General features: G+C 71.1%; 25 protein-coding genes. 15 read left to right on the forward strand and 10 right to left on the reverse strand.

All coding sequences use genetic code 11. The annotated features are described in order from the left end of the window. Positions 1-7 precede the first annotated feature (7 nt). Positions 8-1,804 carry a flavin-containing monooxygenase gene (locus tag ACZ3I4_RS31730; protein ID WP_465385721.1) on the forward strand — a complete coding sequence of 599 codons (1,797 nt, stop codon included), beginning with the start codon at positions 8-10 and terminating at the stop codon, positions 1,802-1,804. Positions 1,805-1,843: 39 nt separating this feature from the next. Here the strand turns inward: ACZ3I4_RS31730 and ACZ3I4_RS31735 are convergent, their stop codons facing one another. After that, the gene (locus tag ACZ3I4_RS31735) at positions 1,844-2,419 is read right to left on the reverse strand and encodes an NADPH-dependent F420 reductase (RefSeq protein WP_465385722.1); all 576 of its coding nucleotides are present in this window, start codon (positions 2,417-2,419) and stop codon (positions 1,844-1,846) included. Between the two features lie 90 nt (positions 2,420-2,509). Here ACZ3I4_RS31735 and ACZ3I4_RS31740 point away from each other — a divergent pair, with 90 nt between their 5' ends. Beyond that, positions 2,510-3,028 (forward strand): MarR family winged helix-turn-helix transcriptional regulator, encoded by a 519-nt coding sequence (locus ACZ3I4_RS31740; protein WP_465385723.1) that lies wholly within the window; start codon positions 2,510-2,512, stop codon positions 3,026-3,028. Between the two features lie 8 nt (positions 3,029-3,036). After that, on the forward strand, positions 3,037-4,455 hold the full coding sequence (locus ACZ3I4_RS31745; RefSeq protein WP_465385724.1) for a diguanylate cyclase domain-containing protein: 1,419 nt from the start codon (positions 3,037-3,039) through the stop codon (positions 4,453-4,455). Between the two features lie 2 nt (positions 4,456-4,457). Here ACZ3I4_RS31745 and ACZ3I4_RS31750 read toward each other — a convergent pair whose 3' ends face one another. Beyond that, entirely contained in the window at positions 4,458-5,639 is a 1,182-nt protein-coding gene (locus ACZ3I4_RS31750) for a cellulose-binding domain-containing protein (RefSeq protein WP_465385725.1), read from the reverse strand. Positions 5,640-5,753: 114 nt separating this feature from the next. Here ACZ3I4_RS31750 and ACZ3I4_RS31755 point away from each other — a divergent pair, with 114 nt between their 5' ends. Beyond that, entirely contained in the window at positions 5,754-6,665 is a 912-nt protein-coding gene (locus tag ACZ3I4_RS31755) for a DMT family transporter (RefSeq protein WP_465385726.1), read from the forward strand. On the opposite strand, the gene ACZ3I4_RS31760 is transcribed toward ACZ3I4_RS31755, so the two are convergent. The 3 genes from ACZ3I4_RS31760 to ACZ3I4_RS31770 all read right to left on the reverse strand — a co-directional run bounded on the left by ACZ3I4_RS31760 (position 6,646) and on the right by ACZ3I4_RS31770 (position 10,817). Next, positions 6,646-8,691 carry a cellulase family glycosylhydrolase gene (locus ACZ3I4_RS31760; RefSeq protein WP_465385727.1) on the reverse strand — a complete coding sequence of 682 codons (2,046 nt, stop codon included), beginning with the start codon at positions 8,689-8,691 and terminating at the stop codon, positions 6,646-6,648. The two genes, ACZ3I4_RS31755 and ACZ3I4_RS31760, sit on opposite strands and share 20 nt — an antisense overlap. Before the next feature lie 730 nt (positions 8,692-9,421). Continuing rightward, a complete protein-coding gene (locus ACZ3I4_RS31765; protein ID WP_465385728.1) occupies positions 9,422-9,829 on the reverse strand; it encodes a hypothetical protein in 408 nt (135 codons plus the stop codon). Positions 9,830-10,382: 553 nt separating this feature from the next. Then, positions 10,383-10,817: a MarR family winged helix-turn-helix transcriptional regulator gene (locus tag ACZ3I4_RS31770; protein WP_465385729.1), complete on the reverse strand. Its 435-nt coding sequence runs from the start codon at positions 10,815-10,817 to the stop codon at positions 10,383-10,385. Between the two features lie 75 nt (positions 10,818-10,892). On the opposite strand from ACZ3I4_RS31770, the gene ACZ3I4_RS31775 reads away from it, so the two are divergent. The 3 genes from ACZ3I4_RS31775 to ACZ3I4_RS31785 all read left to right on the forward strand — a co-directional run bounded on the left by ACZ3I4_RS31775 (position 10,893) and on the right by ACZ3I4_RS31785 (position 13,126). Continuing rightward, positions 10,893-11,339: a MarR family winged helix-turn-helix transcriptional regulator gene (locus ACZ3I4_RS31775; RefSeq protein ID WP_465385730.1), complete on the forward strand. Its 447-nt coding sequence runs from the start codon at positions 10,893-10,895 to the stop codon at positions 11,337-11,339. After that, complete coding sequence (locus ACZ3I4_RS31780; protein WP_465385731.1) at positions 11,336-12,265, forward strand: SIS domain-containing protein; 930 nt, start codon at positions 11,336-11,338, stop codon at positions 12,263-12,265. The genes ACZ3I4_RS31775 and ACZ3I4_RS31780 overlap by 4 nt, the downstream gene beginning before the upstream one ends. 135 nt (positions 12,266-12,400) lie before the next feature. After that, positions 12,401-13,126: an esterase family protein gene (locus ACZ3I4_RS31785; protein ID WP_465385732.1), complete on the forward strand. Its 726-nt coding sequence runs from the start codon at positions 12,401-12,403 to the stop codon at positions 13,124-13,126. A gap of 43 nt (positions 13,127-13,169) precedes the next feature. Here ACZ3I4_RS31785 and ACZ3I4_RS31790 read toward each other — a convergent pair whose 3' ends face one another. Continuing rightward, positions 13,170-14,006: a CAP domain-containing protein gene (locus tag ACZ3I4_RS31790; RefSeq protein WP_465385733.1), complete on the reverse strand. Its 837-nt coding sequence runs from the start codon at positions 14,004-14,006 to the stop codon at positions 13,170-13,172. Positions 14,007-14,151: 145 nt separating this feature from the next. On the opposite strand from ACZ3I4_RS31790, the gene ACZ3I4_RS31795 reads away from it, so the two are divergent. Next, the gene (locus ACZ3I4_RS31795; RefSeq protein ID WP_465385734.1) at positions 14,152-14,700 is read left to right on the forward strand and encodes a hypothetical protein; all 549 of its coding nucleotides are present in this window, start codon (positions 14,152-14,154) and stop codon (positions 14,698-14,700) included. On the opposite strand, the gene ACZ3I4_RS31800 is transcribed toward ACZ3I4_RS31795, so the two are convergent. Then, positions 14,681-15,337, reverse strand: a complete 657-nt coding sequence (locus ACZ3I4_RS31800) for a response regulator (protein ID WP_465385735.1) — start codon at positions 15,335-15,337, stop codon at positions 14,681-14,683. The genes ACZ3I4_RS31795 and ACZ3I4_RS31800 overlap by 20 nt on opposite strands. Continuing rightward, positions 15,334-16,545 carry a sensor histidine kinase gene (locus tag ACZ3I4_RS31805; RefSeq protein WP_465385736.1) on the reverse strand — a complete coding sequence of 404 codons (1,212 nt, stop codon included), beginning with the start codon at positions 16,543-16,545 and terminating at the stop codon, positions 15,334-15,336. Before ACZ3I4_RS31805 ends, ACZ3I4_RS31800 begins: the two co-directional genes overlap by 4 nt. Positions 16,546-16,728: 183 nt before the next feature. On the opposite strand from ACZ3I4_RS31805, the gene ACZ3I4_RS31810 reads away from it, so the two are divergent. After that, positions 16,729-17,928 (forward strand): glycosyltransferase, encoded by a 1,200-nt coding sequence (locus ACZ3I4_RS31810; protein WP_465385737.1) that lies wholly within the window; start codon positions 16,729-16,731, stop codon positions 17,926-17,928. Here the strand turns inward: ACZ3I4_RS31810 and ACZ3I4_RS31815 are convergent. Beyond that, positions 17,906-18,988: a tartrate dehydrogenase gene (locus tag ACZ3I4_RS31815; RefSeq protein WP_465385738.1), complete on the reverse strand. Its 1,083-nt coding sequence runs from the start codon at positions 18,986-18,988 to the stop codon at positions 17,906-17,908. The genes ACZ3I4_RS31810 and ACZ3I4_RS31815 overlap by 23 nt on opposite strands. Further along, positions 18,985-19,674 carry a GntR family transcriptional regulator gene (locus tag ACZ3I4_RS31820; protein ID WP_465385739.1) on the reverse strand — a complete coding sequence of 230 codons (690 nt, stop codon included), beginning with the start codon at positions 19,672-19,674 and terminating at the stop codon, positions 18,985-18,987. Before ACZ3I4_RS31820 ends, ACZ3I4_RS31815 begins: the two co-directional genes overlap by 4 nt. 97 nt (positions 19,675-19,771) lie before the next feature. Here ACZ3I4_RS31820 and ACZ3I4_RS31825 point away from each other — a divergent pair, with 97 nt between their 5' ends. The 6 genes from ACZ3I4_RS31825 to ACZ3I4_RS31850 all read left to right on the forward strand — a co-directional run bounded on the left by ACZ3I4_RS31825 (position 19,772) and on the right by ACZ3I4_RS31850 (position 24,281). Further along, complete coding sequence (locus ACZ3I4_RS31825; RefSeq protein ID WP_465385740.1) at positions 19,772-21,028, forward strand: MFS transporter; 1,257 nt, start codon at positions 19,772-19,774, stop codon at positions 21,026-21,028. 39 nt (positions 21,029-21,067) lie between these two features. After that, positions 21,068-22,018, forward strand: coding sequence for an NAD(P)-dependent oxidoreductase (locus ACZ3I4_RS31830; RefSeq protein WP_465385741.1), 951 nt, complete (start codon positions 21,068-21,070; stop codon positions 22,016-22,018). Next, complete coding sequence (locus ACZ3I4_RS31835) at positions 22,015-22,302, forward strand: FAD-binding protein (RefSeq protein WP_465385742.1); 288 nt, start codon at positions 22,015-22,017, stop codon at positions 22,300-22,302. The genes ACZ3I4_RS31830 and ACZ3I4_RS31835 overlap by 4 nt, the downstream gene beginning before the upstream one ends. A 44-nt stretch (positions 22,303-22,346) precedes the next feature. Then, positions 22,347-23,702, forward strand: a complete 1,356-nt coding sequence (locus ACZ3I4_RS31840) for an acyclic terpene utilization AtuA family protein (protein ID WP_465385743.1) — start codon at positions 22,347-22,349, stop codon at positions 23,700-23,702. Continuing rightward, positions 23,695-24,018: a DUF4387 domain-containing protein gene (locus ACZ3I4_RS31845; RefSeq protein ID WP_465385744.1), complete on the forward strand. Its 324-nt coding sequence runs from the start codon at positions 23,695-23,697 to the stop codon at positions 24,016-24,018. The genes ACZ3I4_RS31840 and ACZ3I4_RS31845 overlap by 8 nt, the downstream gene beginning before the upstream one ends. Positions 24,019-24,101: 83 nt before the next feature. Further along, positions 24,102-24,281 (forward strand): antitoxin, encoded by a 180-nt coding sequence (locus tag ACZ3I4_RS31850; protein WP_465385745.1) that lies wholly within the window; start codon positions 24,102-24,104, stop codon positions 24,279-24,281. The last annotated feature ends 132 nt before the right edge of the window (positions 24,282-24,413 follow it).

The raw sequence follows: 24,413 nt of genomic DNA on the forward strand, positions 1-24,413 counted from the left end.
GGTGTCCATGACGCAGACAACCGAGCTCTCCGTACGGCAGCGCGTGGACGACTGGCTCGCGTCCTTCGAGGCCGCGCTGCGGGCCCGGGACGCGCCGGCCGCGGCCGCGCTGTTCGCCCCCGGCTGTTTCTGGCGTGACCTGGTCGCCTTCACCTGGAACATCACCACGGTCGAGGGTCGCGACGGCGTGTCCGACCTGCTGGCGAACACGCTGGACGGCACCGATCCGTCCGGCTTCGAGCTGACCGAGGAACCCACCGAGGCCGACGGCGTGATCGACGCCTGGATCCGGTTCGAGACCGCGACCGGGCGCGGCGCCGGGCATCTGCGGCTCACCGGCGAGGGCGCGTGGACGCTGCTGACCACGCTGCGCGAGCTCAAGGGCTTCGAGGAGCGCAAGGGTGAGCGGCGGCCCCAGGGGGTCGAGCATTCGCCGGCCCGGGGGCGGCAGTCGTGGAAGGAGAAGCGCGAGCAGGAGGCGGCCGCGCTGGGCCACACCGAGCAGCCGTACGTGGTGGTGATCGGCGGCGGGCAGGGCGGGATCGCGCTCGGGGCCCGGCTGCGGCAGCTCGGCGTACCGGCGCTGGTGATCGACAAGAACGCGCGGCCCGGTGACCAGTGGAGGGGCCGGTACAAGAGCCTGTGCCTGCACGACCCCGTCTGGTACGACCACCTGCCCTATCTGCCGTTCCCGCCGAACTGGCCGGTCTTCTCGCCCAAGGACAAGATCGGCGACTGGCTGGAGATGTACACGCGGGTCATGGAGGTGCCCTACTGGACCTCCTCCACCGTACGGTCGGCGAAGTTCTCCGGCGGCCGGTGGAGTGTCATCGTCGAGCGCGAGGGCGGCACGGTCGAGCTGACGCCGGCCCACGTGGTGTTCGCGACCGGAATGTCAGGCAAGCCGAATTGGCCCTCCTTCCCAGGCCAGGACGTCTTCCGCGGTGAGCAGCAGCATTCCAGCGGGCATCGGGGCCCCGAGGCGTACGGGGGCAAGCGAGTGGTCGTGGTCGGCTCGAACAACTCGGCCTTCGACATTTGCGGCGCGCTGTGGGAGCACGGCGCCGACGTGACCATGGTGCAGCGCTCGTCCACGCACATCGTCAAGTCGGCCTCGCTGATGGACATCGGGCTGGGCGACCTGTACTCCGAGCGGGCCGTCGCCAACGGGGTCACCACCGACAAGGCCGACATGATCTTCGCGTCGATCCCGTACCGGATCATGCACGAATTCCAGATTCCCCTGTACGAGCGGATGGCCGAGCGGGACGCCGAGTTCTATGCGCGGCTGGAGAAGGCCGGTTTCCGGCACGACTGGGGCGCCGACGGTTCCGGGCTGTTCATGAAGTACCTGCGGCGCGGCTCCGGCTACTACATCGACGTGGGCGCGGCCGACCTGGTCGCCGACGGGCGGGTCAAGCTCGCGCACGGCCAGGTCGATCACCTCACCGAGGACGCGGTCGTGCTGGCCGACGGCACCACGCTGCCGGCCGACCTGGTCGTCTATGCGACCGGGTACGGCTCGATGAACGGCTGGGTGGCCGACCTGGTCGACGCGGACACGGCGGCCCGCGTCGGGAAGGTGTGGGGGCTGGGCTCGGACACGCCCAAGGACCCCGGACCGTGGGAGGGCGAGCAGCGCAACATGTGGAAGCCGACCCAGCAGGAGAACCTGTGGTTCCACGGGGGCAACCTGCACCAGTCCCGGCACTACTCGCTCTATCTGGCCCTGCAGCTCAAGGCCCGGTACGAGGGTCTGCCCACGCCCGTCTACCGGTTGCCGGAGTCGCATCACACCGGCTGACACGCCGGGCGCCGGCCTTCCGGCCGGCGCCCGAGGGCGTCAGGCTACGGCCGCGAACCCGCCGTTCCAGGACAGCTTCTCGCCGGCGGCCAGGGTCATCTGCAGGAAGGCGAGCGACTCTAGCTCGCGGGCCCGCTTGAGGGAACCGGCGTCGACAGCGCGCAGACCGGCGGCGGTCACGACCTCGCTCACGGCGGCCTTGGCGGCGGCGTCGTCCCCGGCGATCAGGACGGCGGTGGTCTCGGCGCCGACCGAGCCGGTGGCCAGCGTACCGGCGAAGTTGGTGTTGAAGGCCTTGACGACCTTGGACTGCGGCAGGGCCTTGGCCAGCTCGGCCGCGGCGGATCCGTCGGCCGGGACGGTCAGGTCGTCGAAGGTGGAGAAGTCGACCGGGTTGGTGATGTCGACGACGACCTTGCCGGCGAGCTGGGTGCCGCGGGTGGCGACGATGTCGGCCAGCGCGGCGTGCGGCACGGCCAGGATGACGATGTCGCCGGTGACCGCCTGGTCGGCGCTCGCGGTGTTGAGCTGCTGGACGGTGTGGCCGCCCTTGGCGACGAGACCGCCGATGGCCTGACCCATGTTGCCGGTGCCGAGGATGCTGATGTTCGCCATGGTTCCTCCAGAGCCTGTTTGGTTGTTGCTACAACTATTGCATGGATCGGAGGTTGTAGCAACAACTAACGCCATGAGACACTTGTGAGCGTGGACACCCGATGGCTCGACAACCAGCAGAAGGCGGCCTGGGTGCGCCTGGCCGCCGTGCTCGAACTTCTGCCGGCCGCCCTGGACTCCCAACTCCGGCGGGACGCGCAGTTGACGCACTTCGACTACTTCGTGCTGGCCATGCTCTCCGAGGCGCCCGGGCGCACGCTGCGAATGACGGCGCTGGCCGAGCACACGACGGCGACGCTGGCCCGGCTGTCCCACGTCGTGCAGCGGCTCGAGACGCGCGGCCTGCTCGAGCGTTTCCCCTGCCCCGAGGACAAGCGCGCCACCAACGCGCGGCTCACCGAACAGGGCTGGAAGAAGGTGCAGGAGGCCGCGCCGGGCCACGTGACGACCGTACGGGAAAACGTCATTGATGCTCTGAGCCCCGCGCAGATCGAGCAACTGGCCGGCATCGCCGACGCGATCCTGCACCGCCTCGACCCGGAAGGCGCCCGGGCGGCGGTGTACGAGCGCTACGACGAACCGCTCAGTAGTGAGCCCGACCGGCCGTAGTTACGGCTGTGACCAAGCCACTGCGCGCACAGCTGGCGGCGGTGGCGATCCTCGCCGTCGCCTTCCAGGTGCTGCTCCTGTGGCTGCCGATCAGTTTCGGACGGGGCCTGGCCGACGCCATCCTGGCGATCATCGCCGGGGCGGCCGGGCACTTCTATCGGCGCCGCATCCGCCACGAGACCGGCCGGGCCCGCTGGTCGGTGCGGGTGGGCGCGCTCGCCGGCTTCAGCTGGGCCCTCGCGAACCTGCTGTTCCTGGCCGACGAGATCGCCGGCGGCCCGGCCGTCTACGCCGCCGGCAACCTGGTCGCCCTGGTCGCAGCCTTCCTGCTGCCACTCGGCGTCTATCTGCACGCCCCGCGGACACCGGGCGCGCACCGCTTCCGCTCGCTGCTCGACATCGCCGCAGTCTCCGGCGCCGTGTTCGCGCTGGCCTGGCTGCTCGTGCTCGACCCGGCCAACGACGGCTTCGCCTCGGTCTTCGCCGCCACCCTCACGGCCTTCGAGGTGCTCGCGGCCTCGGTGGCGCTGGTCACCATGTCGCAGAACCTTCCCGGCCGTACGGGATACGCCCCGCGCACGCTCGGCGCGGCCTCGGTGTTCCTGGCCGCGGTGGCCATGATCGGCCTGCACAACGACGTCGCCGGCCACCCGTGGCACGCGCACGGCGCCGGGGCCGGCTATCTGCTCGCGGCCGGTCTCGCCCTGATCGCCAGCCGCCTGGAGACGCCCCGCACCGAGCCGTCCGGCGCCGCGCGGCACTTCACCGGCGGATGGGCCTTCCTCCCGTACGTTCCCTTCCTGCTCGCCGTCGCCGCCGGCGCGGCCGAGCAGCTGCGCCACGGTTCGCTCGGGCCGGTCCTGGTGTGGGTGCTGCTCGCCACCTTCACGCTCGTGCTCGTACGCCAGTTCGTGACCGTGGCGATCGTCGGCCGGCTCGCCGTCGAACTGTCCCACCAGGCCCACCACGACCCGCTGACCGGTCTGCGCAACCGGGCCGCCTTCCACACGCTCGGCGCCGACCTGGTCCGTTCGCCGAGCACGGTGCTGCTGATCGACCTCGACGGCTTCAAGCCCGTCAACGACCGTCTCGGCCACGCGGCCGGCGACGAGGTGCTGGTGACCGTGGCCCGCCGCCTGATGTCGGCCGTCCGCCCGGAGGACCTGGTGTCCCGGATCGGCGGCGACGAGTTCGCCCTGGTGCTGGCCGGTCCCGATGGCGACGACGCGGCCACCCGGATCCGAGCCGCGCTCACCGAGCCCATGGTCATCCGCGGTGTGGAGGTGACCGTGGGCGCCAGCATCGGCGTAGCCACGGCCGGCGGCGACCGGTCGCTGGACGTGCTGCTGCACGAGGCCGACACCGCGATGTACGCGGCCAAGGCGGCCGGTCGCCGTCGCGACCGGCGCACCTTCGCCGACGCCTGAACCTAGCGGCCGTAGCGGCTCTTGAGGTGGCGCCACCAGTCACGGAACATCCACTTGTCGAACTCGGTGATCTGGGTGGCCGATCCGGCCTTCATGATGAAGCCCTGCCCGGGTGTCGGGTCCCAGTCGTAGAAGTCGTCCAGGCCGTACGTGTGGCCCAGCTCGTGCAGGAAGATGTGCATGTTCGAGGCGCCGACGTTGCTCAGGAAGTACTCCGAGCCGACCCGCTGACCCCAGTCGCCGCCCGCGCCGCCGCTGAAGCCCGCGGTCAGCCACAGCGAGTGGTCGTAGTGGCGGGACGCGCCGCCGGGGCAGCCGCCGTAGTTGCCGTCCTGGTGGAAGAAGCGGGCGCAGGCGGGGGCGCACTGTGGGGCGTTCTCGTTGAGGTTGCCGACGGTGATGTCGACCGAGGTGTCAGTCCACTCGAGCTGCGCGCGGTCGCGGACGGCCCAGCCGACGACCTTGACCGGCACCTGCTGGTACGGCCAGTTGTTCCAGCCCTGCCCGTTGTCGAGCATCTGGTCCATCCACTTCTGGTACTGCCGCTGCAGGGCAGCGTGGATCGAATCCCGCTGGGCGACGGTCACGTGGGCGGCGGAATCCCAGCGGACGCAGTAGTTGATCGCCCCGCCCGCGGCGAAGAGCTGATCCCAGCCGTAGTTCTTGAACCCGTACAGGTTGCCATTGCTGTAGGTCTGCTCCTGATGCGTCCAGACGGCGGCCAGCGGGGCCACGAGCTGGGACGGCGGATTCCAGGCGTTACCAGCCGGCGGTGTCGTGGGCGGCGTCGTGGGCGGGGCAGTCGACGGTGGCGTAGTCGCAGGGGTCGTCGGCGCGGCGCCCGTGCAGGCCGTCCCGTTGAGCGAGAACGCGGCCGGCAGCGGGTTGGCCGAGGTGAACGAGCCGTTGAATCCGAGGCTGAGGGATCCCCCGGCGGCGACTCCACCGTTCCAGCTCGCGCTGGTCACGCTGACGGCGGCGCCGCTCTGCGCCCAGGTGCCGTTCCAGCCCTGCAGGACCTTCTGACCCTGATCCGGGAACGCGAACGTCAGCGTCCACCCGTTGAGGGCGTCGCCCAGGTTCGCGACAGTGACCGAGGCGCCGAAGCCCCCGGACCACTGATTGGTCACCGCATAGGTGACGCGGCAGCCGACCGCGGCGTACGCGGGGCGCAGGACCGCCATAACAGCGAACGCCGCCATCAAACAGGCGACCGACCAAGCTATTCGACGTTTCATCGCTTACCTCCGGGAGTTTTTTCGCTGGCGACCGAACGATCGCCGGGGTGGGATGGCGCTATGACTTCTCCCCGTGTGCCGGGCGCGGCCGTCGCCGCCGCCTCCGTCACGGTCGTGCTCTGGGCTTCCGCGTTCGTCGGGATCCGGGCCGCGGCCCCGCATTTCTCGCCCGGCTCGCTCGCGCTCGGCCGGCTTCTGTCCGGCTCAGTGGTGCTGTTGCTGTTTTTGGCCGTACGCCGTCAGGGTCTTCCGCCGCGGGCCGCGTGGCCCGGCATCGTCGTCTCCGGCGTGCTGTGGTTCGGGCTGTACATGGTGGCGCTGAACTGGGGTGAGGAGCTGGTCGACGCGGGCACCGCCGCGATGGTGGTGAACGTCGGCCCGGCGCTGATGGCGCTGCTCGCCGGCTGGCTGCTCGACGAGGGATTTCCGCCGCGGCTGCTGGCCGGCATCGCGGTGTCGTTCGCCGGGACGGTCGTGGTCGGCGTCTCGATGTCCGGCGGCGGCCGCGCGTCCGTGCTCGGGGTGTTGCTCTGCCTGGTCGCCGCGGTCACGTACGCCTCCGGGGTGGTCGCCCAGAAGCCGGCCCTGCGGCACGCGTCCGCCCTGCAGGCCACCACGTTCGGCTGCCTGATCGGGGCGGTCGCGTGCCTCCCGTTCGCCGGTCAGCTCGTGCACGACCTCGCCGACGCTCCCGTCTCGGCCACGCTCAACGTGGTCTACCTGGGTGTCTTCCCGACGGCGGTGGCCTTCACGACCTGGGCGTACGCTCTGGCCCGCACGACCGCGGGCAAGATGGGCTCGACCACGTACGCGGTCCCGGTCGTCGTGATCCTGTTGTCGTGGCTGATCCTCGACGAGGTGCCGGGCCTGCTGGCTCTGGCCGGCGGGGCGCTGTGCCTCGCCGGCGTGGCCGTGTCCCGCAGCCGGCCCCGGAGGCCGGCTCAGGAGCCTCTTACGAGGTCGCACCAGTGACCGAGCTTCCCGACCTGGTCACGTAGTACGTCAGCTTGGCGCCGCTCCAGAAGTGCAGGGTGAGCGTCACCTTCGCGCCGTCGTTGACCTCGGCGAAGAACTCCGGGGTCAGGGCGACCGTGCCGGCCGGGTAGTCGGGCCGGAACGTGTACGCGAACTCCTTGAACGACGTCCAGTTCTGCGGCCCGGCGATGGTGCCGTCGGCGTACTTGGCCTCCATCGTGGCCAGCCGGTCACCGCGGAACGTGACCGGGATGGCGAACGCCGACGTCGTTCCGGTCGCGGCGGCCGCGGACGGGGTGTCGTACGAGATGAGGTTGATCCGCCACGGGACGCCGGCGCTGAACGTGGCCGAGAGCTTGGCGTTGACGCCGTAGTCACGCGCGCCGGCCAGCCTGGTCAGCAGGGCCGCCTTCAAGGTGAGCTCGTTGCCGGTCAGCGTGTAGTCGGTTCCCCGTACGAGATCGGCGTTGTTGAACTTGAGCGCGGTGAACGTCGTGCCGTTGGGGTTGAGCGCGATGGTCCGGTCGGTGAGCGCCGACGACTTGGCCAGGAAGACCTGATCGGTCGACGCCGTGCCCGAACGTGTCGTCCAGCTCGACCTGGTCTGGGCGTACAGCTCGGGGTCCTTCCAGGTCAGCGTGTTCCGGTCGAAGTGCTGGCCGTTGTCCCAGAGCATCGTGGTGATGTTCTTCTGGCGGGCGTAGTAGCCGAGGTACTCGAAGAACTTGAGCTTCTCGCCCTGTTCGACGGCGTCCAGCGAACGGTCGAAGCCGAGCAGGCCGAACTCGCCCAGGATGACCGGGATGCCCCTGGCCGTGAACGCGGCCGCCGCACGGTCGAGATAGCCCACGAGGTCGGCCTGCGTGGTGGTGTCGAACGTGGTGGTGCCCGCGATGTTGACGCTGAACGGCCAGTATCCGTAGTAGTGCACGGTCACCGCGATGTTCTTGTCGTTCAGCTTCGCGATCGTGCCGGACAGCGCGTCCAGGTGGGTCTGGTCGGCCGAGGTGTGCAGGGTCGGCAGGACGAGCAGCCGGTTCGCGTTGCCGCCGCCGCTGCCGCGCACGATGCCGTGGAACGAGGTGTTGAGCTGGTCCAGGTAGGTCTCGCTCTGCCCCTCGTCGCTGAACTGCGGCTCGTTGACACTTTCGAAGACGAGCTTGCTGGAGTGGTCACGGAACGCCGCGGCGATCTGCGTCCAGGTGGCGTCGTACCGGGACTTGGCTCCAGGCATCGAGTTGAGCCACTGCCACGAGTCGTGGTGCACGTTGATCATCACGTAGAACCCGTCGGCCAGCGCCCAGTCGACGACCTCCTTGACTCTGGCCAGATAGGCGGCCTCGATCGCGTAGTCCGGGGCGCCGCCCTGGTGCTGGCCCCACGTGACCGGGATGCGGATGCTCTTGAAGCCCTGCGCCTTGACCCCCTCCAGCAGCGCCTCGGTGACGCGCGGGTTGCCCCAGCTGGTCTCGTCGGCGCCGGTCGCGTCGAGCGAGTTGCCGAGGTTCCAGCCCGGCTGCATCGCGGCGACCGTCTCGGCCGCGTTCCCCGCCGGCGGGTTCGGTGTCGTGGTCGTGGGCGGCCCGCTCGTTGTCGGCGTTCCGGTGCAGGTCACGCCGTTGAGGGCAAAGCTCGGCGGGACCGGGTTGCTGCCGTTCCAGGCGCCGTTGAAGCCGAAGCTCACCGTCGCATTGGTGGCCAGCGAGCCGTTGTAGCTTGCATTGGACGCGGTGACGTCGGCGCCGTTCGCCGTGACAGTCGCGTTCCAGGCCTGGGTGACGCTCTGCCCCGCCGCGGGAAACGTCCAGGCCAGGCGCCAGCCGTTGATCGCGTCGCCGAGGTTCGTGATGGCCACGTTCGCCGTGAAGCCGCCGCCCCACTGCCCGCCCACGGTATAGACGACCTTGCACCCCGCCGCCGCGGCGCCGGCCGCGGTAGCGGTCCAGAGGCCGGCCAGCGTCAGCAGGGCTATGAGGCCGGCAAAAACCGCATGAAGGCGGCGTCGCCTGAGGAGATGAGCCATGGGGGGTCCCTCAATCCGCATCGGGGGAAACACGCACGAAACACGTCCGGCGCAGGTTAGCCACGGCCTTAGAACGACGTCAATCAATACGTCCAGATCTTGGGAGCGCTCCCAAATCTGGCTTAGGTGTCTTGTGCGCGTGGGGGTGCGCTCGTACTATCTCCGTGCTTTGTTAGCGATAACAGAGGCTCAGTCCGCTGCCGGGTGCCGACTTGTCAGCCGTCGGACGCGGATGTGGTGGCGCCGTTGTCCGACGTGCGCGCCTGCGCGTCTGATCACCTATCCGGTCGAGCGCCGCCGCAATCCGGGACTCGTTTGCGCACGCGGCTGGCCACGACGTGCCCACGGGGCTGCTCCACGTGGCCGTCCCACGGCCGCCCCCGCCACTCGGCCGCCCACCGGCCGCCACGGCACTCGGCGGTCCCACGGCCGCCACGGCTCGCTGCTGCGGGCCGTGCTGCACCGGCGGGTCGTGCTGATCGCGGCGCTGGTCGTCGCGTGGCGCCGCAACCGCCGCGCACTCGGCGGTCCCACGCCGGCCCCGCCACTCGGCCGTCCGACGCCAGCCCCGCCACTCGGCCGTCCGACGCCAGCCCCGCCACTCGGCCGTCCCACGGCCGCGTCCCCCAGGCGGCCGCCCCACGCTGCCAGCCACGCCACGCGGCCGCTCCACGCGTGCTGGCTCTGTCCGCGCGGAGGGCTTGATCCCCGGCGACTGGCCACGCCTCGGTCAGTCGAGCAGCCAGCCACTGACCGACTGAGCGGTCGGCGTCAGCGAGACGATCAGCACCAGCAGCGTCGCCACAGTGCCGCCGATCAGGCCATATGCCTGACGGCGGCCCTCGGTGTAACCAAGCAGGAACGCCATCATCGACACGAACAGACCAAGACCGGCGACCACCGGCGCCATCTGCAGAAGCATCCCGACCGGCAGAGCCCACGACCAGTCGGCCCCGGCCGTGACCCCGTCACCCTGGGCCGGAACGTGCCAGTGCCCGGCCAACTCGGCGGCGCGCGCAAGAGCGAAGCACAGGCAGGCGCCGTAGAGAACAGCAAAGCCGTACTGCACGCCGACCAGGGTCAGAACCCCCGGCCGGTTCGAGGTCGGGGCGTTGCCGCGCGTGGCCACCGTCGTCATCGGCGCATCGTAACGGGCCACCACCACCAGCCACGACCATCAATACCCGCCCACCACTCCCCCGACACGCCGACGGATCGGACACGCCCGGGAGCAGCCACCGCCTCCCCCACCCACCCTGGGATTTGGGGCTGACGTTACGCCGCCGTCAAGCCGGGATCGGGGTTATCCACATCGCGGAGTTGTCCACAGCGTGCGAGCGGGCGCGGCGGGATCGGTGCCAGAATCGGCGCAAACTTCGGACTCTGCCTCTGCGCCGGAACGCCTGCTGGAGACGGTGTCGGCGGCACGGAGACAGATCCCGTCACCGTGCTGCGCGAAGCGCAGCGCCCTGCCCCCGCTGCCCCCGCCGCCCCCGGCGCCTGCGCCCTGCGCCCTGCGCCCTGCGCCCTGCGCCGGAAGGTACCGCCGGAGCCCGGACAGCGATGCGAGAGACGGCATCGACCGACAGCAGGCCCAGCGCCGGCTGTAGTCACAACGGCGGCCGAGCTCAGACACCCACGACCGCCCCCTGAACACGCCGCCGGAAACGAGGCAGCGACACAGGGACGAGTCACGCGGCGTTCAAGGCGACATCCGCCCGGTTCAGGACGGTGTTGAGGACCCGGGCGACCACGTCGCGGTCCGGGTCGGGGAGGTCACCCCACAGGGCCTCGGTAATTCGAGCAATGTCGGCCCGCACCGCCTGCCACACCTCGAGGCCACGATCGGTCGGCGCCACCGTGAGGTCAGCGGTGGTGAAGACCAGGCCGTCCCCGGCCAGGGCGACCAGATGCCCACGCGCGACCGCGACGCTGACGCGCAGGGCCCCGGCGATGCGCCCGGCCAGTTCGGACGGCCCGAGCCCACCCTCAGAGGCCACAGTCAACGTAAGCGAAACCCACTGCGGCTCGGTGAGTCCAGTCCCGGTGAGGGCCCGGTCGAGCAGGGCGTTCAGGGCCTTCTCGGTGCGGCCGATCAGCTGCGGCCCGAACGGAATCGAGGTCATGTCCACCACTCCCATCATTAGTCGCACTAACGCTAGATAGTTAGTCCCACTAACGCAAGTGATAGGCTGCCGCCCGTGGAGAACACCGGCGCCGGGCGTTTGCGCAGCCTGCCGACTCGTTTGCTGTCGCTGGCGGCCATGCACTCGGACAAGCGGGTGCATGAGGAGCTGGCCCGGGCCGACGCGCGCAAGTGGCACTACGCCGTGCTGGCCACGCTGGACGAGTTCGGCCCGGCCAGCCAGGCGCAGCTCAGCGATCGCACGCGTATCTACCGCAGCGACGTGGTCTCCGTGATCAACGAGCTCGCCGGCCGGGGTCAGGTGTCGCGGGAGCCCGATCCGGCCGACCGCCGCCGCAACCTGGTGGCGCTCACGCCGGCGGGCCGGCGTCAGCTGGCCCGGCTCGACCGGATCCTCGCCGGCGTTCAGGACGAGGTGCTGGCCCCGCTGACGGCGGCGCAGCGCGAGCAGTTCACCCACATGCTGACGGTGCTACTGGCCTACCACGGGGAGCGGACATGACCTCGCAGCTCGAACGCATGATCGCGGCTCAGCCGGAGGTTCTCGCGAGCCTTGCCGATCCGGCGCCGACCGAGGCGGCCGCGGCCGCGCTGGGGGGTGCGCGGCGGCTGTGGCTGGTCGGCACGGGGACCAGCCTGCACGCTGCCGAGCTGGGGGCGGCCGAGTTCGGGCGCGGTGGCGTGGACGCCCGGTGGATCGCGGCCAACGCGCTCGAACCGGAACTGCTGCGCGCGGGCGACGCGGCGATCGTGATCACCCACACCGGACGGACGGAGCACGCGCGGCGCAGCCGGTCGCTGTTGCTGGAGGCAGGCGTGCCCGTGGTGTCGGTGACCGGGCCCGAGGTGGACTGGCCCGAGGCGGTGCGGACTCCGGTGGCCGAGACGTCCGAGACCTACACGGTGAGCTACACGGCCGCGCTCGTGGTGCTGGCCCAGCTCGCCCATCATCTCGGGGCGCCGGGTGGCGGTCCGGAGGCCGTACGGGTGGCCGCCTCGGCGATCCCGGGCGGGGACGACGACGTGCCGATGCCGGCGCGCGCGATGGGGATCGTCGGTCCGGGGCCGTGGGCGGTCACGGCCCGGGAGGGCGCCCTGAAGATCCGCGAGGGCGCGCGGATGCTGTGCGAGGGCTTCGACCCGGACCGGCTGCTGCACGGGGCGGCCGTGCCGTACACGCCGGCCGACACTCTGCTGGTGCTGCAGCCGGACGAGCTGACCAACGGGCTGCGTCACGCGGCGCGGCTCGAGCGCCTGCCGGTGGCGACATGGCGGTCGACCGTGGAAACCGGGTCGCCGCTGCTAGATCAGATTCCGATGACCGTACGGCTGCAGCGTCTGGCCTTGCGGTTCGCGCGCCTGCGCGGGCAGAACGCCGACCTCGCGATCACCGGGGCATGGGCCGATCCGGAGCTGTGGCCGCATTAACGCCGCGGCCAGACGGTCGAAGCCAAGGGCGGCCCCGCGGCTAGACGGTCGAAGCCGAGGGCGGCGCCGCGGCCAGGCAGTCCCGTAAGGCCCCGCGGTGGTGTGCGGGCGCGTATGACGGCAGACTGGTTTTTCATGCGCCACTACTCGGTTCATCTGGAGCACGGGACAGTCGCCGTCTACGGGCACTGGGGCCGCCCGCTGCTGGTCTTCCCGACCGAGAAGGGCGACGCCTGGGAGTGGGGCGACAACGGGATGGTCGGCGAGATCGACAGCCTAATCGAGGCCGGCCGGGTCAAGCTGTACTGCGTCGACTCGTTCGACGAGAACACCTGGTCGGCCCACCACCTGCCGATCGAGGAACGGGCGGTCAACCACGGCGCGTACGAGTCGTGGATCCTCGACCAGGTGGTGCCGCACATCCGCCAGGACAGCGGGCATGACGCGGAGATCGCCGTGGCCGGTTGCTCACTCGGCGCCTACCACGCCCTCAACCTCGCGTTCCGCCACGCCGACCTGTTCCCGCTGGCGCTGTGTTTTTCCGGCAACTACGACCCGGGCACGTGGAACGCGTGGGGCGAGCGCGGCGACGCGGTCTATTTCCACAACCCGGCCGACTACGTGGCCCACCTGCACGGCGACCACCTCGACTGGCTTCGCGAGCGGCTGTCGATCCTGCTGGTCTGCGGTCAGGGCCGGTGGGAGGACACCACGGGCGCGCTCGCGTCGACGCCGCGGATGGCCCATCTGCTGCGCGAGAAGGGCATCAAGCACGAGCTCGACATGTGGGGAACCGACACCCCGCACGACTGGCCGTCCTGGCGCGCCCAACTGATCAAGCACCTGCCGCGCTTCTGCTGAAAGCGGGCCCGGGGCAGCCGCCCCGGGCCCGCTCCGGCGTTGCTCAGTTCGCGAAGTCCTGGGTCAGCCACACCCGGCCGTCGGCGCCGCGGGTGACGGCCAGGCCGATGCGCTTGAAGCCGGGGTTGAGCAGGTTCTTGCGGTGGCCGTCGTTCGGCGGCACCTCGGCCAGCATCAGGTCGGTCAGGCCGTTGGCGGCCGCCAGAATCGACGCCGCGCTGGTGGAGGCGTTGCCCTGGCCGATGTTCTCGCCGGCCGAGTTCCACTTGACGCCGGCCGCGGTGAAACGCTCGCCCAGCCCGGCCTCGCCCGGGCACTGGTGCGAGAGGCCGCAGCCGCCCACCATGAGCGCGGTGTGCGCCTCGGCCGCCCGGGTCAGGTTGGCATCCAGCACGTACGGGGTCAGGCCGGCGGCGGTGCGGGCGGCGTTGATGTGGGCCAGCGCCTGGTCGATCACGGAATCTCCGGCGGGCGGGGTCGTGACCGGCGGGGTCGTCGCCGGCGCCGTGGTGGCCGGCGGCGTGGTGGGCGCGGTGGTCACCGGCGGCGGCGTCGTCGTGGGGGCGACGGTCGTCGGAGTGGCCGTGGGGGCGGTGGTGGGCGCGGTCGTGACCGGCGGCGGCGTCGTCGGCCGCGTGGGGCGCGGACGGGGACGGCGGGCGTCGGTCAGCCGGGTCGCCTGGCCCAGCATGGGAGCAGCGGCCACCGTACGGGTGGGGGCCGCTTGGTGACGATTGCCGCTGCTCTTGGTGGTCTGGGCCGAGGCGATCCCGGCCGCGCCCGCCCCGAGCACACCGAGGGCAACGGTGGCCAGGACGAGAGTGCGGGTGCGGGTGCGGGTGGGCCGGCGGTGGCGCGTACGCAAGGGGGTGGTCCTCATCGATCGGTGAACAGCGCGCCGGTGGGAGCGCCCAGGAGACTCTGCGCCCCCTCGTCCGGCAACGCACCATTTCTGAGGAAAACTTAAAGATCGATGCCCGAGCCAACCTCGCCCCGAATGCCCGTTTCGCCGTTAGTCTGACCACGTGCATTTGATCGTCGAGGTGGGTAGCCAGCTCGATCCGGACGTGGCGTGGCCCGAGGGGGCCGCGCTGACGATGTTCGCCGGTGAGCCGGTGCAGCTGATGCTGTTCCTGAGCCATCCGCACGAGCTCGAGGTTCAGGCCGTGGCGGCCGAGCCGACGCAGTTCGCCTGGGTCGACAGCGAGCACGCCGGGGTTCTGCTCTATCGGCTCGGGCCGGTGCTGTCGTGGTCGGAGGCGACCTACACGCCGCATCTGTTCGAGCCGGACGAGGGCCTGCCCAGCGTCGACGACGACGCGACCGTGCAGATCGTGCTGGTCGACCGGGACACGAACATCGTCAAGGCGCTGCACCGGGTCCGCTGGCCGGAGGAGTTCGCCGCGGCCGTACGGTCCTCGGTGACGCGCATGCGGGACACGCCGTACAGCCCGCTGGCGTACGAGCATGCCCTGGCCGCGCTGCACCGGCGCTATCCCTCGCCGGAGGACATGGTGGTGGACCGGGCCGACGTGCACTGCACGGCCCTGCCGATCACCGGCGGCCCGGACTGACCAGCCCGTTCTCGTAGCCGAAGACCACCGCGTGCACACGGTCGCGCAGGTTCAGCTTGTGCAGGATCCGGCTCACGTGCGTCTTGATGGTCTGCTCGGCGATGAACAGCTCCTTGGCGATCTCCGCGTTGGACATGCCCGTCGCCACGTGCCGCAGCACCTCGCGTTCCCGGTCGGTCAGCGCGTTCAGGGCCGTGGACGGGGCCACCGGCTGGGCCTCGACGAAGTTCTCGATCAGGCGGCGGGTGATCCGCGGGGACAGCAGCGCCTCGCTGCCGGCCACCACCCGGACGGCCCGCATCAGCTCCTCCGGCTCGCTGTCCTTGAGCAGGAAGCCGCTCGCCCCGGCCCGCAACGCCTCGTACACGTAGTCGTCGATGTCGAACGTGGTCAGCATCAGCACCTTGGGCGAATGTCCCGGCGCGGCCAGGATCTCGCGGGTCGCGGCCAGCCCGTCGAGCTCGGGCATGCGCACGTCCATCAGCACGACGTCGGGGCGCAGGCTGCGGGTCCGGTCGACGGCCGCCCGCCCGTTCGCGGCCTCGCCGACCACGGTCAGGTCGGCCTGCGATTCGAGGATCGCGTGGATGCCGGCGCGGATCATCGGCTGGTCGTCGACGACGAGAACCCGGATCATTCGGTGCCATCCTCGGGGAGAGTCAGCGGAAAACGGGCAGTGACGCGGTAGCCGCCCTCGGGACGGGCGCCGGTCTCGACCGAGCCGCCGGCGAGCCGGGCCCGCTCGCGCATGCCGACCAGGCCGTGGCTCGCGCCGTGACCGTCCTCGATCGCCTGCGGCACCCGGGTCGGCAGGTCGTTCTCGACGACCACGACCAGGGCGCCGTCGGTGGTCGTCACGGACACCCGCGCCGGCGCTCCCGGGGCGTGCCGCACGACGTTGCTCAGGGATTCCTGCACGATCCGGTACGCGGCCAGTCCCACCGTATCGGGCAGGTCGGCGCCGGTCAGGTCGCCCGACACGGCCAGCTCGACCGGGATGCCGCCGCGCCGGGCCGAGCCGGCCAGTTCCTCCAGGTGCTCGAGGTCGGGCATCGGGCGCAGCTCGTTGTCGGCGTCCTCGTCGCGCAGCAGGGCCAGCAGCTGCCGCATCTCGCGCAGCGCCCGGCGGGTGCCGGTGGCGATCCGGCCGAACTCGGCCCGCGACTCCGGGTCCAGATCCTTGATCCGGTACGCCGCCGAGGTGGCCTGCATGTGGATGACCGACATGCTGTGGGCCACGACGTCGTGCAGCTCGCGGGCGATCCGGTTGCGTTCCTCGACCAGGGCCCGCTGCGCCTGCTCGAGCTCGACGTCGCGCCGCACCTCGGCCAGCTGCCGGCGGGCGGCGTCGCGCTGGTTCCACGCGATCATGCCGAACAGCACCAGCACCGACGTGGTCGCGTACAGGATCAGGGAGCCGTCGCCGTCGTCGAGCGCCCGCCCGCGCGGGTCGGCCAGCACCAGCACGATGCACACGAGCGCGCTGGCCCACCACGCGATGACGGCGTCGCGCCAGGGCCGGGTCGCGCCGATCAGCCCGATGTGGGCGATGAGCAGGATCATCACCGGGAACGACAGCGGCCACAGGCCCTGGTTCTCGGGCTGCACCCAGGCGAACGTGCCCACCCCGGCCAGCTGCAGCGCGAGGGCGAGCCAGGGCTGCCGCAGGGCGAGGGGCAGGGCCACGCACTGGGCGGTGGCGGCGGCGTACGAGACCAGCAGCGGCACCTCGTAGATCGAGGTCATCAGCAGCGACGTGACGACCAGCAGGAAGCCGGCCGCGGCGCCGACGATGACCACCCACATCCGCCGCACCGGCCGGGCTCGCTGCATGTCTGCGTCCACGCCGGCGACGTTACCCATCGGATCTTCGCCACGCGTCCCGCCGGGGAGCCATCGGGCCCCCTACCACGGAGCTACCCCGAAGGGCTCCGCGGACGGACGCCCGGCGCCCAGCCTTCCCCCGATTGTTCTCGGCATGCAGTTGCTCGGCATGACGCGAACCCCCTTCAGGAAGGCAGCAACGACATGCGCATCCTCCTCGGCACCGACACCTACTCCCCTCACGTCAACGGAGCGTCGTACTTCGCCCAGCGCCTGGCCGTGGCGCTGAGCGCCCGGCACGAGGTGCACGTGGCCGCGCCGTCGACCCGGTCGCGTGGCTTCACCGGCATGACCCGTGACGGCATCGTCGAGCACCGGGTCCGCTCGCTGGCCGTGCCCGGCCATCCCGGTTTCCGGTTCTGCCCGCCGCTGGGCCTGCGGTCCGAGGCCCGGCGGATCCTCGACGAGGTGCGGCCGGACGTGGTGCACGTGCAGAGCCACTTCCCGCTGTGCCGGGCGCTGATCGACGCGGCCGCCGAGCGCGGCATCCTGGTCGTGGCGACCAATCACTTCATGCCCGAGAACCTGGTGCACTACCTGCCGATCGGCGCCGGCGGCCGCGCCACCGTGCACGAGTGGGCGTGGCGCGACGCCGCCCGGGTCTTCGCCCGGGCCGACATCGTCACCGCCCCGACCCCGTACGCGGCCGCTCTGGCCACCGTGGCCGGGGTGACCGGGCCGGTTCTCCCGCTGTCCAACGGCATCGATCTGACCCGGTTCCGCGAGGGGGCCACGGCAGGCGAGTTCCGGCTGCGCTACGGCGTGCCGGACAAGCCCACCATCACGTACGTGGGCCGGCTCGACGCCGAGAAGAACCTCGACGTGGTCGTCCGGGCGTTCGCGGCCGTGCGCCGCAGCCTCGACGCCCAGCTGCTGATCGTGGGCGCGGGGGCCGAGCGGCGAACGCTGACCCTGCTGGCCCGGCAGCTCGGCGTGGCCGATCACGTGACGTTCACCGGTTTCGTCGCCGATTCCGACCTTCCTTCCGCGTACGCCGCCACCACGGTCTTCGTCAACGCCGGCACCGCCGAGCTGCAGAGCCTGGTCACGCTGGAGGCGATGGCCAGCGGGCGGCCGGTGGTCGGGGCCGACGCCGCGGCCCTGCCCCACCTGGTGTGCGACGGCGAGACCGGATATCTGTTCCCGCCGGGCGACAGCGAGACGCTGGCCGACCGGCTCGTCAAGCTCCTGTGCGACCCGAAGCTGGTGAAGGAGATGGGGCGCCGGGCCCGGGCCGTGGCCGAGCAGCACGACGAGGTGCGCACGGTGGCCGCTTTCGAGCAGCTGTATGCGATCCGGCCGGCACGCCAGGAGCCGGTCGTCAGCGTTCGCGGACGCGGGTGACGATGGCCTCGCCCAGTTCGGCCGTGGTGCCCCGCCCCTGCAGATCGGGGGTGAGCGGCGCCTCGGCCGGCCCGTACGCCAGCACGTCCTCGATGGCGCCGAGCAGGTGGGCGGCCGCCTCGGGGTGGCCGAGGTGCTCGAGCATCATCGAGCCGCACCAGATCTGCCCGACCGGGTTGGCGATGCCCCGGCCGGCGATGTCCGGTGCCGAGCCGTGCACCGGCTCGAACAGGCTCGGGGAGCTCCGGTCGGGATTGATGTTGGCGCTGGGGGCGATGCCGAGCGTGCCGGTGCAGGCCGGGCCGAGGTCGGACAGGATGTCGCCGAACAGGTTGCTGGCCACCACCACGTCGAACCACTCGGGGTGCAGCACGAACTGGGCGGCCAGGGCGTCGATGTGGAACTTGTCCACCCGTACGGCGGGGAACTGCTCTTTCATCGCGGCGACCCGCTCGTCCCAATAGGGCATCGAGATGCTGATGCCGTTGCTCTTGGTGGCCGAGGTCAGGTGCCGCTTCGGGCGGCGGGCGGCCTGCTCGAAGGCGAACCGCAGCACGCGGTCGACGCCGACCCGGGTCATCACCGTCTCCTGCAGCACGGTCTCGCGGTCGGTGCCCTCGAAGATGCGGCCGCCGATGCTCGAATATTCGCCCTCGGTGTTCTCGCGCACCACGACGAAGTCGATGTCGCCGGGTTCGCGGCCGGCCAGGGGGCTGCGGACTCCGGGCATCAGGCGGCAGGGGCGCAGGTTGACGTACTGGTCGAAGGTGCGGCGGAACTGCAGGAGGCTGCCCCACAGCGAGATGTGGTCGGGGACGATCTCGGGCCAGCCGACCGCGCCGAAGAAGATGGCGTCGTACGCCCGCAGGGTCGGCTCCCAGTCGGGCGGGAGCATCGTGCCGTGCCGCTGCCAGTAGTCGGCGCTGGCGAAGTCGAAGACGTCGAACTCGAGAGTGAGGCCGAACCGGTCCGCGGTCGCGCGGAGCGCCTCGACCCCGGCCGGCACGACTTCCCGGCCGATGCCGTCGCCGGGGATGACGGCGATGCGATGGGTGGTCACGGGGCCTCCCTCAAAGCGGCGAGCCCGCCCTGGGCGTCATCGAGCGCGATGCGTTCGGCGGCCGCGGAGTCGCCGGCCCGGAAGGCGCGGACCAGGGCGCGGTGGCTGGTGTATCTCTCCAGCCCGAACGTATCGTCATCGGCCACTTTGCGCAGCAGGAGCTCGCGGCGGCGGGGGCGGCTGAACACCCGGCTCTGCTCGAGCATGCGCACCAGCACCGGGTTGTGCGCGCAGGCGCTCACGGTGTCGTTGAACTCCTGCATCGTGTCGAGCAGCTCGGTCAGATGCCGTTCGGTCGGCTGCTCCTGCCGGCGGCGCTCCTTGAGCAGAATCAGTAGGTCGTCGGCGCGGTCGAGGATAGCGTCGAGGGCGTCGAGCTGGCCCGGGGTGGCGTGCCGGGCGGCGAACCGGGCGACCAGGCCGCGCAGGCCGACCTCGACCTCGGCCAGGTCGTCGATCGCGGCGTCGCGGATCGCGGCCACCAGCACCGTGCGCGGGCCGATCCGCTCGATCAGCCCGTCGAGTTCCAGACGGCGCAGTGCTTCCCGTACGGGGGTGGGGCTGATCGCGAGCCGCTCGGCCATGCCGCGCTCGGTCACCTTTTGCCCCGGCGCGAGATCCCCGGTGGCGATGGCGGTGCGGACATGACGGTACGCCTGATCGGCGAGCGTCTCCGTGGCAGTCATGGACGGCACTCTAGCGCATGCTGTGCCTAACTTCGTTTGCAACTGTTGACTGTTTTGCTACAGCAAATTAACGTGACCGCGGACACACGGAGGCGACATGGCCGAAATGAACCGCGTCGACGCGGCGCAACCCTCCTATCGGAAGATCACCTTCTTCATCGCCCTGACGCTGTTCGCGCAGGAGTCGACGTGGAACTTCTACGACAACCAGGTGCCCGTCCTGCTGCGTGAGCACGTGGCCAGCGCGGCCCTGGTCGGCGCGCTGATGGGCATGGACAACCTGCTCGGGATCTTCATCCAGCCCTGGATCGGCAACCGCTCCGACAACACCCGCACCCGGTGGGGCCGGCGCATCCCCTACCTCGCGGCCGGCATGCCGCTGGCCGCGCTCCTGTTCGTGTTCCTGCCCTGGACCACGTCGGCGGCCATGCTGATCGCCGTGATGGTCGGCTACGCGCTGGTCGCCAACACCATGCGCCCGCTGGCCGAGTCGCTGGTCCCCGACTTCATCCCGCCCGAGCGGCGCAGCCGGGCCAACGCCATCGTCAAGATCGCGGCGGCGCTGACCATCATCGTGGCCTCGCTGATCAGCCTGCTCGTCGTCGACGACCATCCGCGCGCGGCGTTCGCCATCCCGTCGGTGATCCTGCTGCTGGTCACGGCCGTCGTCGTGGTGAAGGTGCGGGACAACCGCTCGCCCGCCTATCTCGCCGCGGTGGCCGACGGCTCGCCCCGGGCGCCGTTCCGCGAGATCGTCACCGACCTGGTGACCGACCGCGACCGCCGCCGGCTGCTTCTGCTGCTCACGGTCATGCTGTTCGGCGGGGCATGGTTCGCTTCCCGGTCACTAATCACCCCGTACGGGATGGAAGCTCTGGGTCTGACCCGGGGCGAGGCCGGCGGCCTGACCCTGCCGAGTGGGATCGCCTATGTCATCGCCGCCTATCCGGCCGCGCTGCTGGCCGAACGCTTCGGCCGCCTCAGGACGATGGGCGCGGGCATGGCCGTCTTCGCCGCCGCGATGGCCGCCGGAGCCGTCGTGCAGACCGCCACGGCCACGGTCATCGTCTTCTGCGTGGCCGCGGTCGGCGCGGCCGGTTTCCTGATCAACGCGGCCGTCGTCCTGTGGAACCTGGCCCCCTCGAGCCGGGTCCTCGGCACCTACACCGGCCTGTACGCCGTCACCTGGTATCTGGGCGGCTTCGGCGGGCCCGCACTGGTCGGCGGAGTGGTCGACCTGACCGGCTGGAAACCCATGCTGCTCGACATCGCCGTGCTGGCCGTCCTGGCCATCCTCGTCGTCGTCCGGCTCGGCCGCCTCCAGCGCCGCGCCGACACCCCCATCTTGAAGTAGACGCTGTCCGCCCGGCCGACTCCCGAACGAAGGGCCCCGATGCCGACCGTTCTCATCACCACCGACTATCTCGAGCCGGGCGACGAGGTGGACACCTATCTGACCCGGGCGGGCTTCACGACCCGGCACTCCCCCTTGCGCGGGCCCCGCTCCGCTTCCGATCTGGTACCGCTGCTGGACGGGGTCGAGGGCGCGCTCATCGGCAACGAGCCCCTGAGCGAACCGGTGCTCGAACGTGCGCGTTCGTTGCGCGCCGTCGTCCGTACGGGCGTGGGCTACGACTCGGTCGACGTGGCCGCGGCGGCCCGGCTCGGCATCAGCGTGAGCAACCTGCCCGGGGTCAACGCCAACGCGGTGGCCGAATACACGATCGCGCTCATGCTGGCTCAAGCGCGCAATCTGGTCGCCCTGGCGGCGGGCGTGGCCGCCGGTGACTGGCCGCGGCGCGACGGATCCGAGCTTCGCGGCAAGACGCTGGGCATCATCGGGCGGGGCGCGGTCGCGCAACGGGTACGGCCGCTGGCCGAGGCGTTCGGGATGACCGTCCTCGACGGCGACCTGGACGAGTTGCTGCGCGCCTCCGACTTCGTGTCCGTGCACACGGCGCTCTCCGAGCGAACGCGCAACCTGATCGACGCGGCCGCGCTGGCCCGGATGAAGCCGACCGCCCATCTGATCAACACCGCGCGCGGCCCGATCGTGAACGAGGCCGCGCTCGTGGAGGCCGTCCGGTCCGGGCAGATCGCCGGGGCCGTCCTGGACGTCGTGGACATCGAGCCGCTGCCGTCCGACAGCCCTCTGCGCCGGGTCCCGGGCATCACGGTCTATTCGCACATGGCCGGCCAGACCGCCGAGGCCCGCCGGGACGCCGGCCTGCTCGGCGCTCACGAACTGGTCGCCGCCCTGGCCGGAAACCCGCGCCACCTGGTCCCGGGCTCGATCGCCGGCGAGGCCCCGGACGCCGTGCACCACCCCGAGGAGAGCGCATGAACGCCGATGTCATCGTCGTCGGGGCCGGGCTGGCCGGGCTCGTCGCCACCGCCGAGCTGGCCGCGGCCGGGCGCTCGGTCGTCCTGGTCGATCTGCACACCGACCTGGACGGACGCGTGCTCGACGCCTCCGGCTCACCGGTTCCCGGCCTGTACGCCGCGGGCGAGGCCGCCGGTTTCGGCGGCGGCGGCATGCACGGCTACCGCGCGCTGGAGGGCACCTTCCTGGGTGGCTGCCTGTTCTCGGCCCGCCAGGCCGCCCGAGCCGTGAGCGCCCGGCTGTGACCGGTTCCGAGCCCTCCCCGACCGTTGCTGAAATGGAGCAAGTCATGAACGAGGTACGTGTCCTCACGCCGACCGGGATGCTCGGCGCCGGGTTCGCCGAGGCGACTGTGACCCGCGGGCTCGAACTGGGGGCCGACGTGATCGCCGTGGACGGGGGGTCGACCGACTCGGGGCCGTACTACCTGGGCTCGGGCACGGCCAAGACCGCGGCGGCGGCGGTCGCCCGGGATCTGCGGATGCTGTTGCGGGCGGCCGCGTCCGCGCGGATTCCGCTGATCATCGGCTCGTGCGGGACCAGCGGCACCGACTCCGGCGTCGACTGGGTGGCCGGGATCGCCCGCGAGATCCTCGCCGCCGAGGGCCTCGATCTGCGGATCGCGACGATCTACAGCGAGCAGCGGGCGTCCGACCTGGCCGCGGCCCGGATCCACCCGTTGCCGCCGGCCCGCGACCTCGACCCGGCCACCCTCGAGAGCTGCACGCACATCGTCGGCATGATGGGGCACGAGCCGATCGTCGAGGCTCTCGCGGCCGGCGCCGACGTGGTGCTGGCCGGTCGGGCGACCGACACCGCGATCGCCGCGGCGTACCCGCTGATGCGGGGCCTGCCGGCCGGACCGGCCTGGCACGCGGCGAAGATCGTCGAGTGTGGCGGGCAGTGCACGACCGATCCGCGCGCGGGCGGGGTGCTGGCGACGATCGACTCCGCCGGTTTCACCATCGAACCGCTCGACCCGGGCAACGCCTGCACGCCGGCGTCGGTGGCCGCGCACATGCTCTACGAAACGGTCAACCCGTTCTCGATGCGCGAGCCCGCGGGGACGATCGTAGTGTCCGACGCGACCTACCGGGCGCTCGACGACCGCCGCGTACGGGTGGAAGGCTCCCGGTTCGAACCGGCCGCTCAGCACACGATCAAGCTGGAGGGCGCGCGGATCACCGGCTACGAGACGATGTCGTTCACGGCGATCCGTGATCCGCACATCCTCGGCCAGATCGACACGTGGGCCGCGCTGATGCGCAAGACGATCGGCGAGTGGGTCGCGCGCACGCTGGGGCTGGGTGAGGGCGACTACGACTTCGACCTGCGCCTGTACGGCCACAACGCGGTCCTCGACGAGCTCGAACCCGACCGCAGTCCCCCGCGCGAGGTCGGGGCCATGCTGCTCGTGCACGCCGCCGACCAGCGGACGGCGACCGCGGTGGCCAAGGTGGCCAACCCGCTGATGCTGCACCTGCCCACGCCGGACATGGCGTACCTGCCCAGCCTGGCCTTCGCGACCTCACCGGCCGAGACCGAACGCGGGGCCGTGTACGAGTTCGTGCTCAACCACGTGGTCGACGTGGACTCCCCGACCAGCCTGTTCCGCATCAACCGGCCGGAGGCCCTCGATGACTGACACCCGGACGATCGCCGACCTGGCGCTGGAGGTTCGGTCCAAGAACGCCGGCCCGTTCTGGGTGACGATGGAGTTGTTCATGCGCGACGCGGCCGGCTACGCGCTGGTCGCCGACCCCGCCTTTCTGGACGCGCCGGTCATCGCGCGGCTCTACGGCGTGCCCGCCGGCACAGTCCAGATCTTCCGGATTCCGGCCCTGAACGTCGTCAAGATCTCGTTCCCGCGGCCCGTCTCCCAGGGCAGCCTGCGGGACCGCGACATCCACGCGGGCCAGCATCATGTGCCGCTGGCCCTCTATCCCATGACCGCGGGGTGACGTCCGGGCCTCCCGCCGATTTGTTTCCGGTGGCTCACCCAGGGAAGCCATGGGGTGTTGACTCGAGTGAGAGGGAGCACGTCATGGGATTCATGGACAAGGCCAAGGACTTCGCCGACAAGCACGACGAGCAGGTCGACCAGGGCCTGGAGAAGGCGGGCGACCAGGTCGACCAGCGCACCGGCGACAAGTACTCCTCGCAGGTGGACCGGGCTCAGGACGAGGCGCAGAAGCGCACCGGGGCCGGCGACACCCAGCAGTGACGCTCGCACTCCCGGGTGGGGGTTATCCCTACCCGGGAGTGGCGGTCAGCCCCCACGCTGAGCTGCTAAAACGTTTCCCGGCGGAAGTGTGAGCAGCGGTGCAAACGCGTTCGCGTTCCCGGGCCGCCGGGC

It is taken from the genome of Actinoplanes sp. NPDC021490 (assembly GCF_055562135.1).

Excerpts from the sequence above, each read along its gene's own strand:
- ACZ3I4_RS31730 (WP_465385721.1), top strand. The coding sequence starts at position 8 with ATGACGCAGACAACCGAGCTCTCCGTACGGCAGCGCGTGGACGACTGG.
- ACZ3I4_RS31735 (WP_465385722.1), bottom strand. The coding sequence starts at position 2,419 with ATGGCGAACATCAGCATCCTCGGCACCGGCAACATGGGTCAGGCCATC.
- ACZ3I4_RS31750 (WP_465385725.1), bottom strand. The coding sequence starts at position 5,639 with ATGGCGGTCCTGCGCCCCGCGTACGCCGCGGTCGGCTGCCGCGTCACC.
- ACZ3I4_RS31755 (WP_465385726.1), top strand. The coding sequence starts at position 5,754 with ATGACTTCTCCCCGTGTGCCGGGCGCGGCCGTCGCCGCCGCCTCCGTC.
- ACZ3I4_RS31760 (WP_465385727.1), bottom strand. The coding sequence starts at position 8,691 with ATGGCTCATCTCCTCAGGCGACGCCGCCTTCATGCGGTTTTTGCCGGC.
- ACZ3I4_RS31765 (WP_465385728.1), bottom strand. The coding sequence starts at position 9,829 with ATGACGACGGTGGCCACGCGCGGCAACGCCCCGACCTCGAACCGGCCG.
- ACZ3I4_RS31770 (WP_465385729.1), bottom strand. The coding sequence starts at position 10,817 with ATGACCTCGATTCCGTTCGGGCCGCAGCTGATCGGCCGCACCGAGAAG.
- ACZ3I4_RS31780 (WP_465385731.1), top strand. The coding sequence starts at position 11,336 with ATGACCTCGCAGCTCGAACGCATGATCGCGGCTCAGCCGGAGGTTCTC.
- ACZ3I4_RS31785 (WP_465385732.1), top strand. The coding sequence starts at position 12,401 with ATGCGCCACTACTCGGTTCATCTGGAGCACGGGACAGTCGCCGTCTAC.
- ACZ3I4_RS31790 (WP_465385733.1), bottom strand. The coding sequence starts at position 14,006 with ATGAGGACCACCCCCTTGCGTACGCGCCACCGCCGGCCCACCCGCACC.
- ACZ3I4_RS31800 (WP_465385735.1), bottom strand. The coding sequence starts at position 15,337 with ATGATCCGGGTTCTCGTCGTCGACGACCAGCCGATGATCCGCGCCGGC.
- ACZ3I4_RS31810 (WP_465385737.1), top strand. The coding sequence starts at position 16,729 with ATGCGCATCCTCCTCGGCACCGACACCTACTCCCCTCACGTCAACGGA.
- ACZ3I4_RS31820 (WP_465385739.1), bottom strand. The coding sequence starts at position 19,674 with ATGACTGCCACGGAGACGCTCGCCGATCAGGCGTACCGTCATGTCCGC.
- ACZ3I4_RS31825 (WP_465385740.1), top strand. The coding sequence starts at position 19,772 with ATGGCCGAAATGAACCGCGTCGACGCGGCGCAACCCTCCTATCGGAAG.
- ACZ3I4_RS31830 (WP_465385741.1), top strand. The coding sequence starts at position 21,068 with ATGCCGACCGTTCTCATCACCACCGACTATCTCGAGCCGGGCGACGAG.
- ACZ3I4_RS31835 (WP_465385742.1), top strand. The coding sequence starts at position 22,015 with ATGAACGCCGATGTCATCGTCGTCGGGGCCGGGCTGGCCGGGCTCGTC.
- ACZ3I4_RS31840 (WP_465385743.1), top strand. The coding sequence starts at position 22,347 with ATGAACGAGGTACGTGTCCTCACGCCGACCGGGATGCTCGGCGCCGGG.
- ACZ3I4_RS31845 (WP_465385744.1), top strand. The coding sequence starts at position 23,695 with ATGACTGACACCCGGACGATCGCCGACCTGGCGCTGGAGGTTCGGTCC.
- ACZ3I4_RS31850 (WP_465385745.1), top strand. The coding sequence starts at position 24,102 with ATGGGATTCATGGACAAGGCCAAGGACTTCGCCGACAAGCACGACGAG.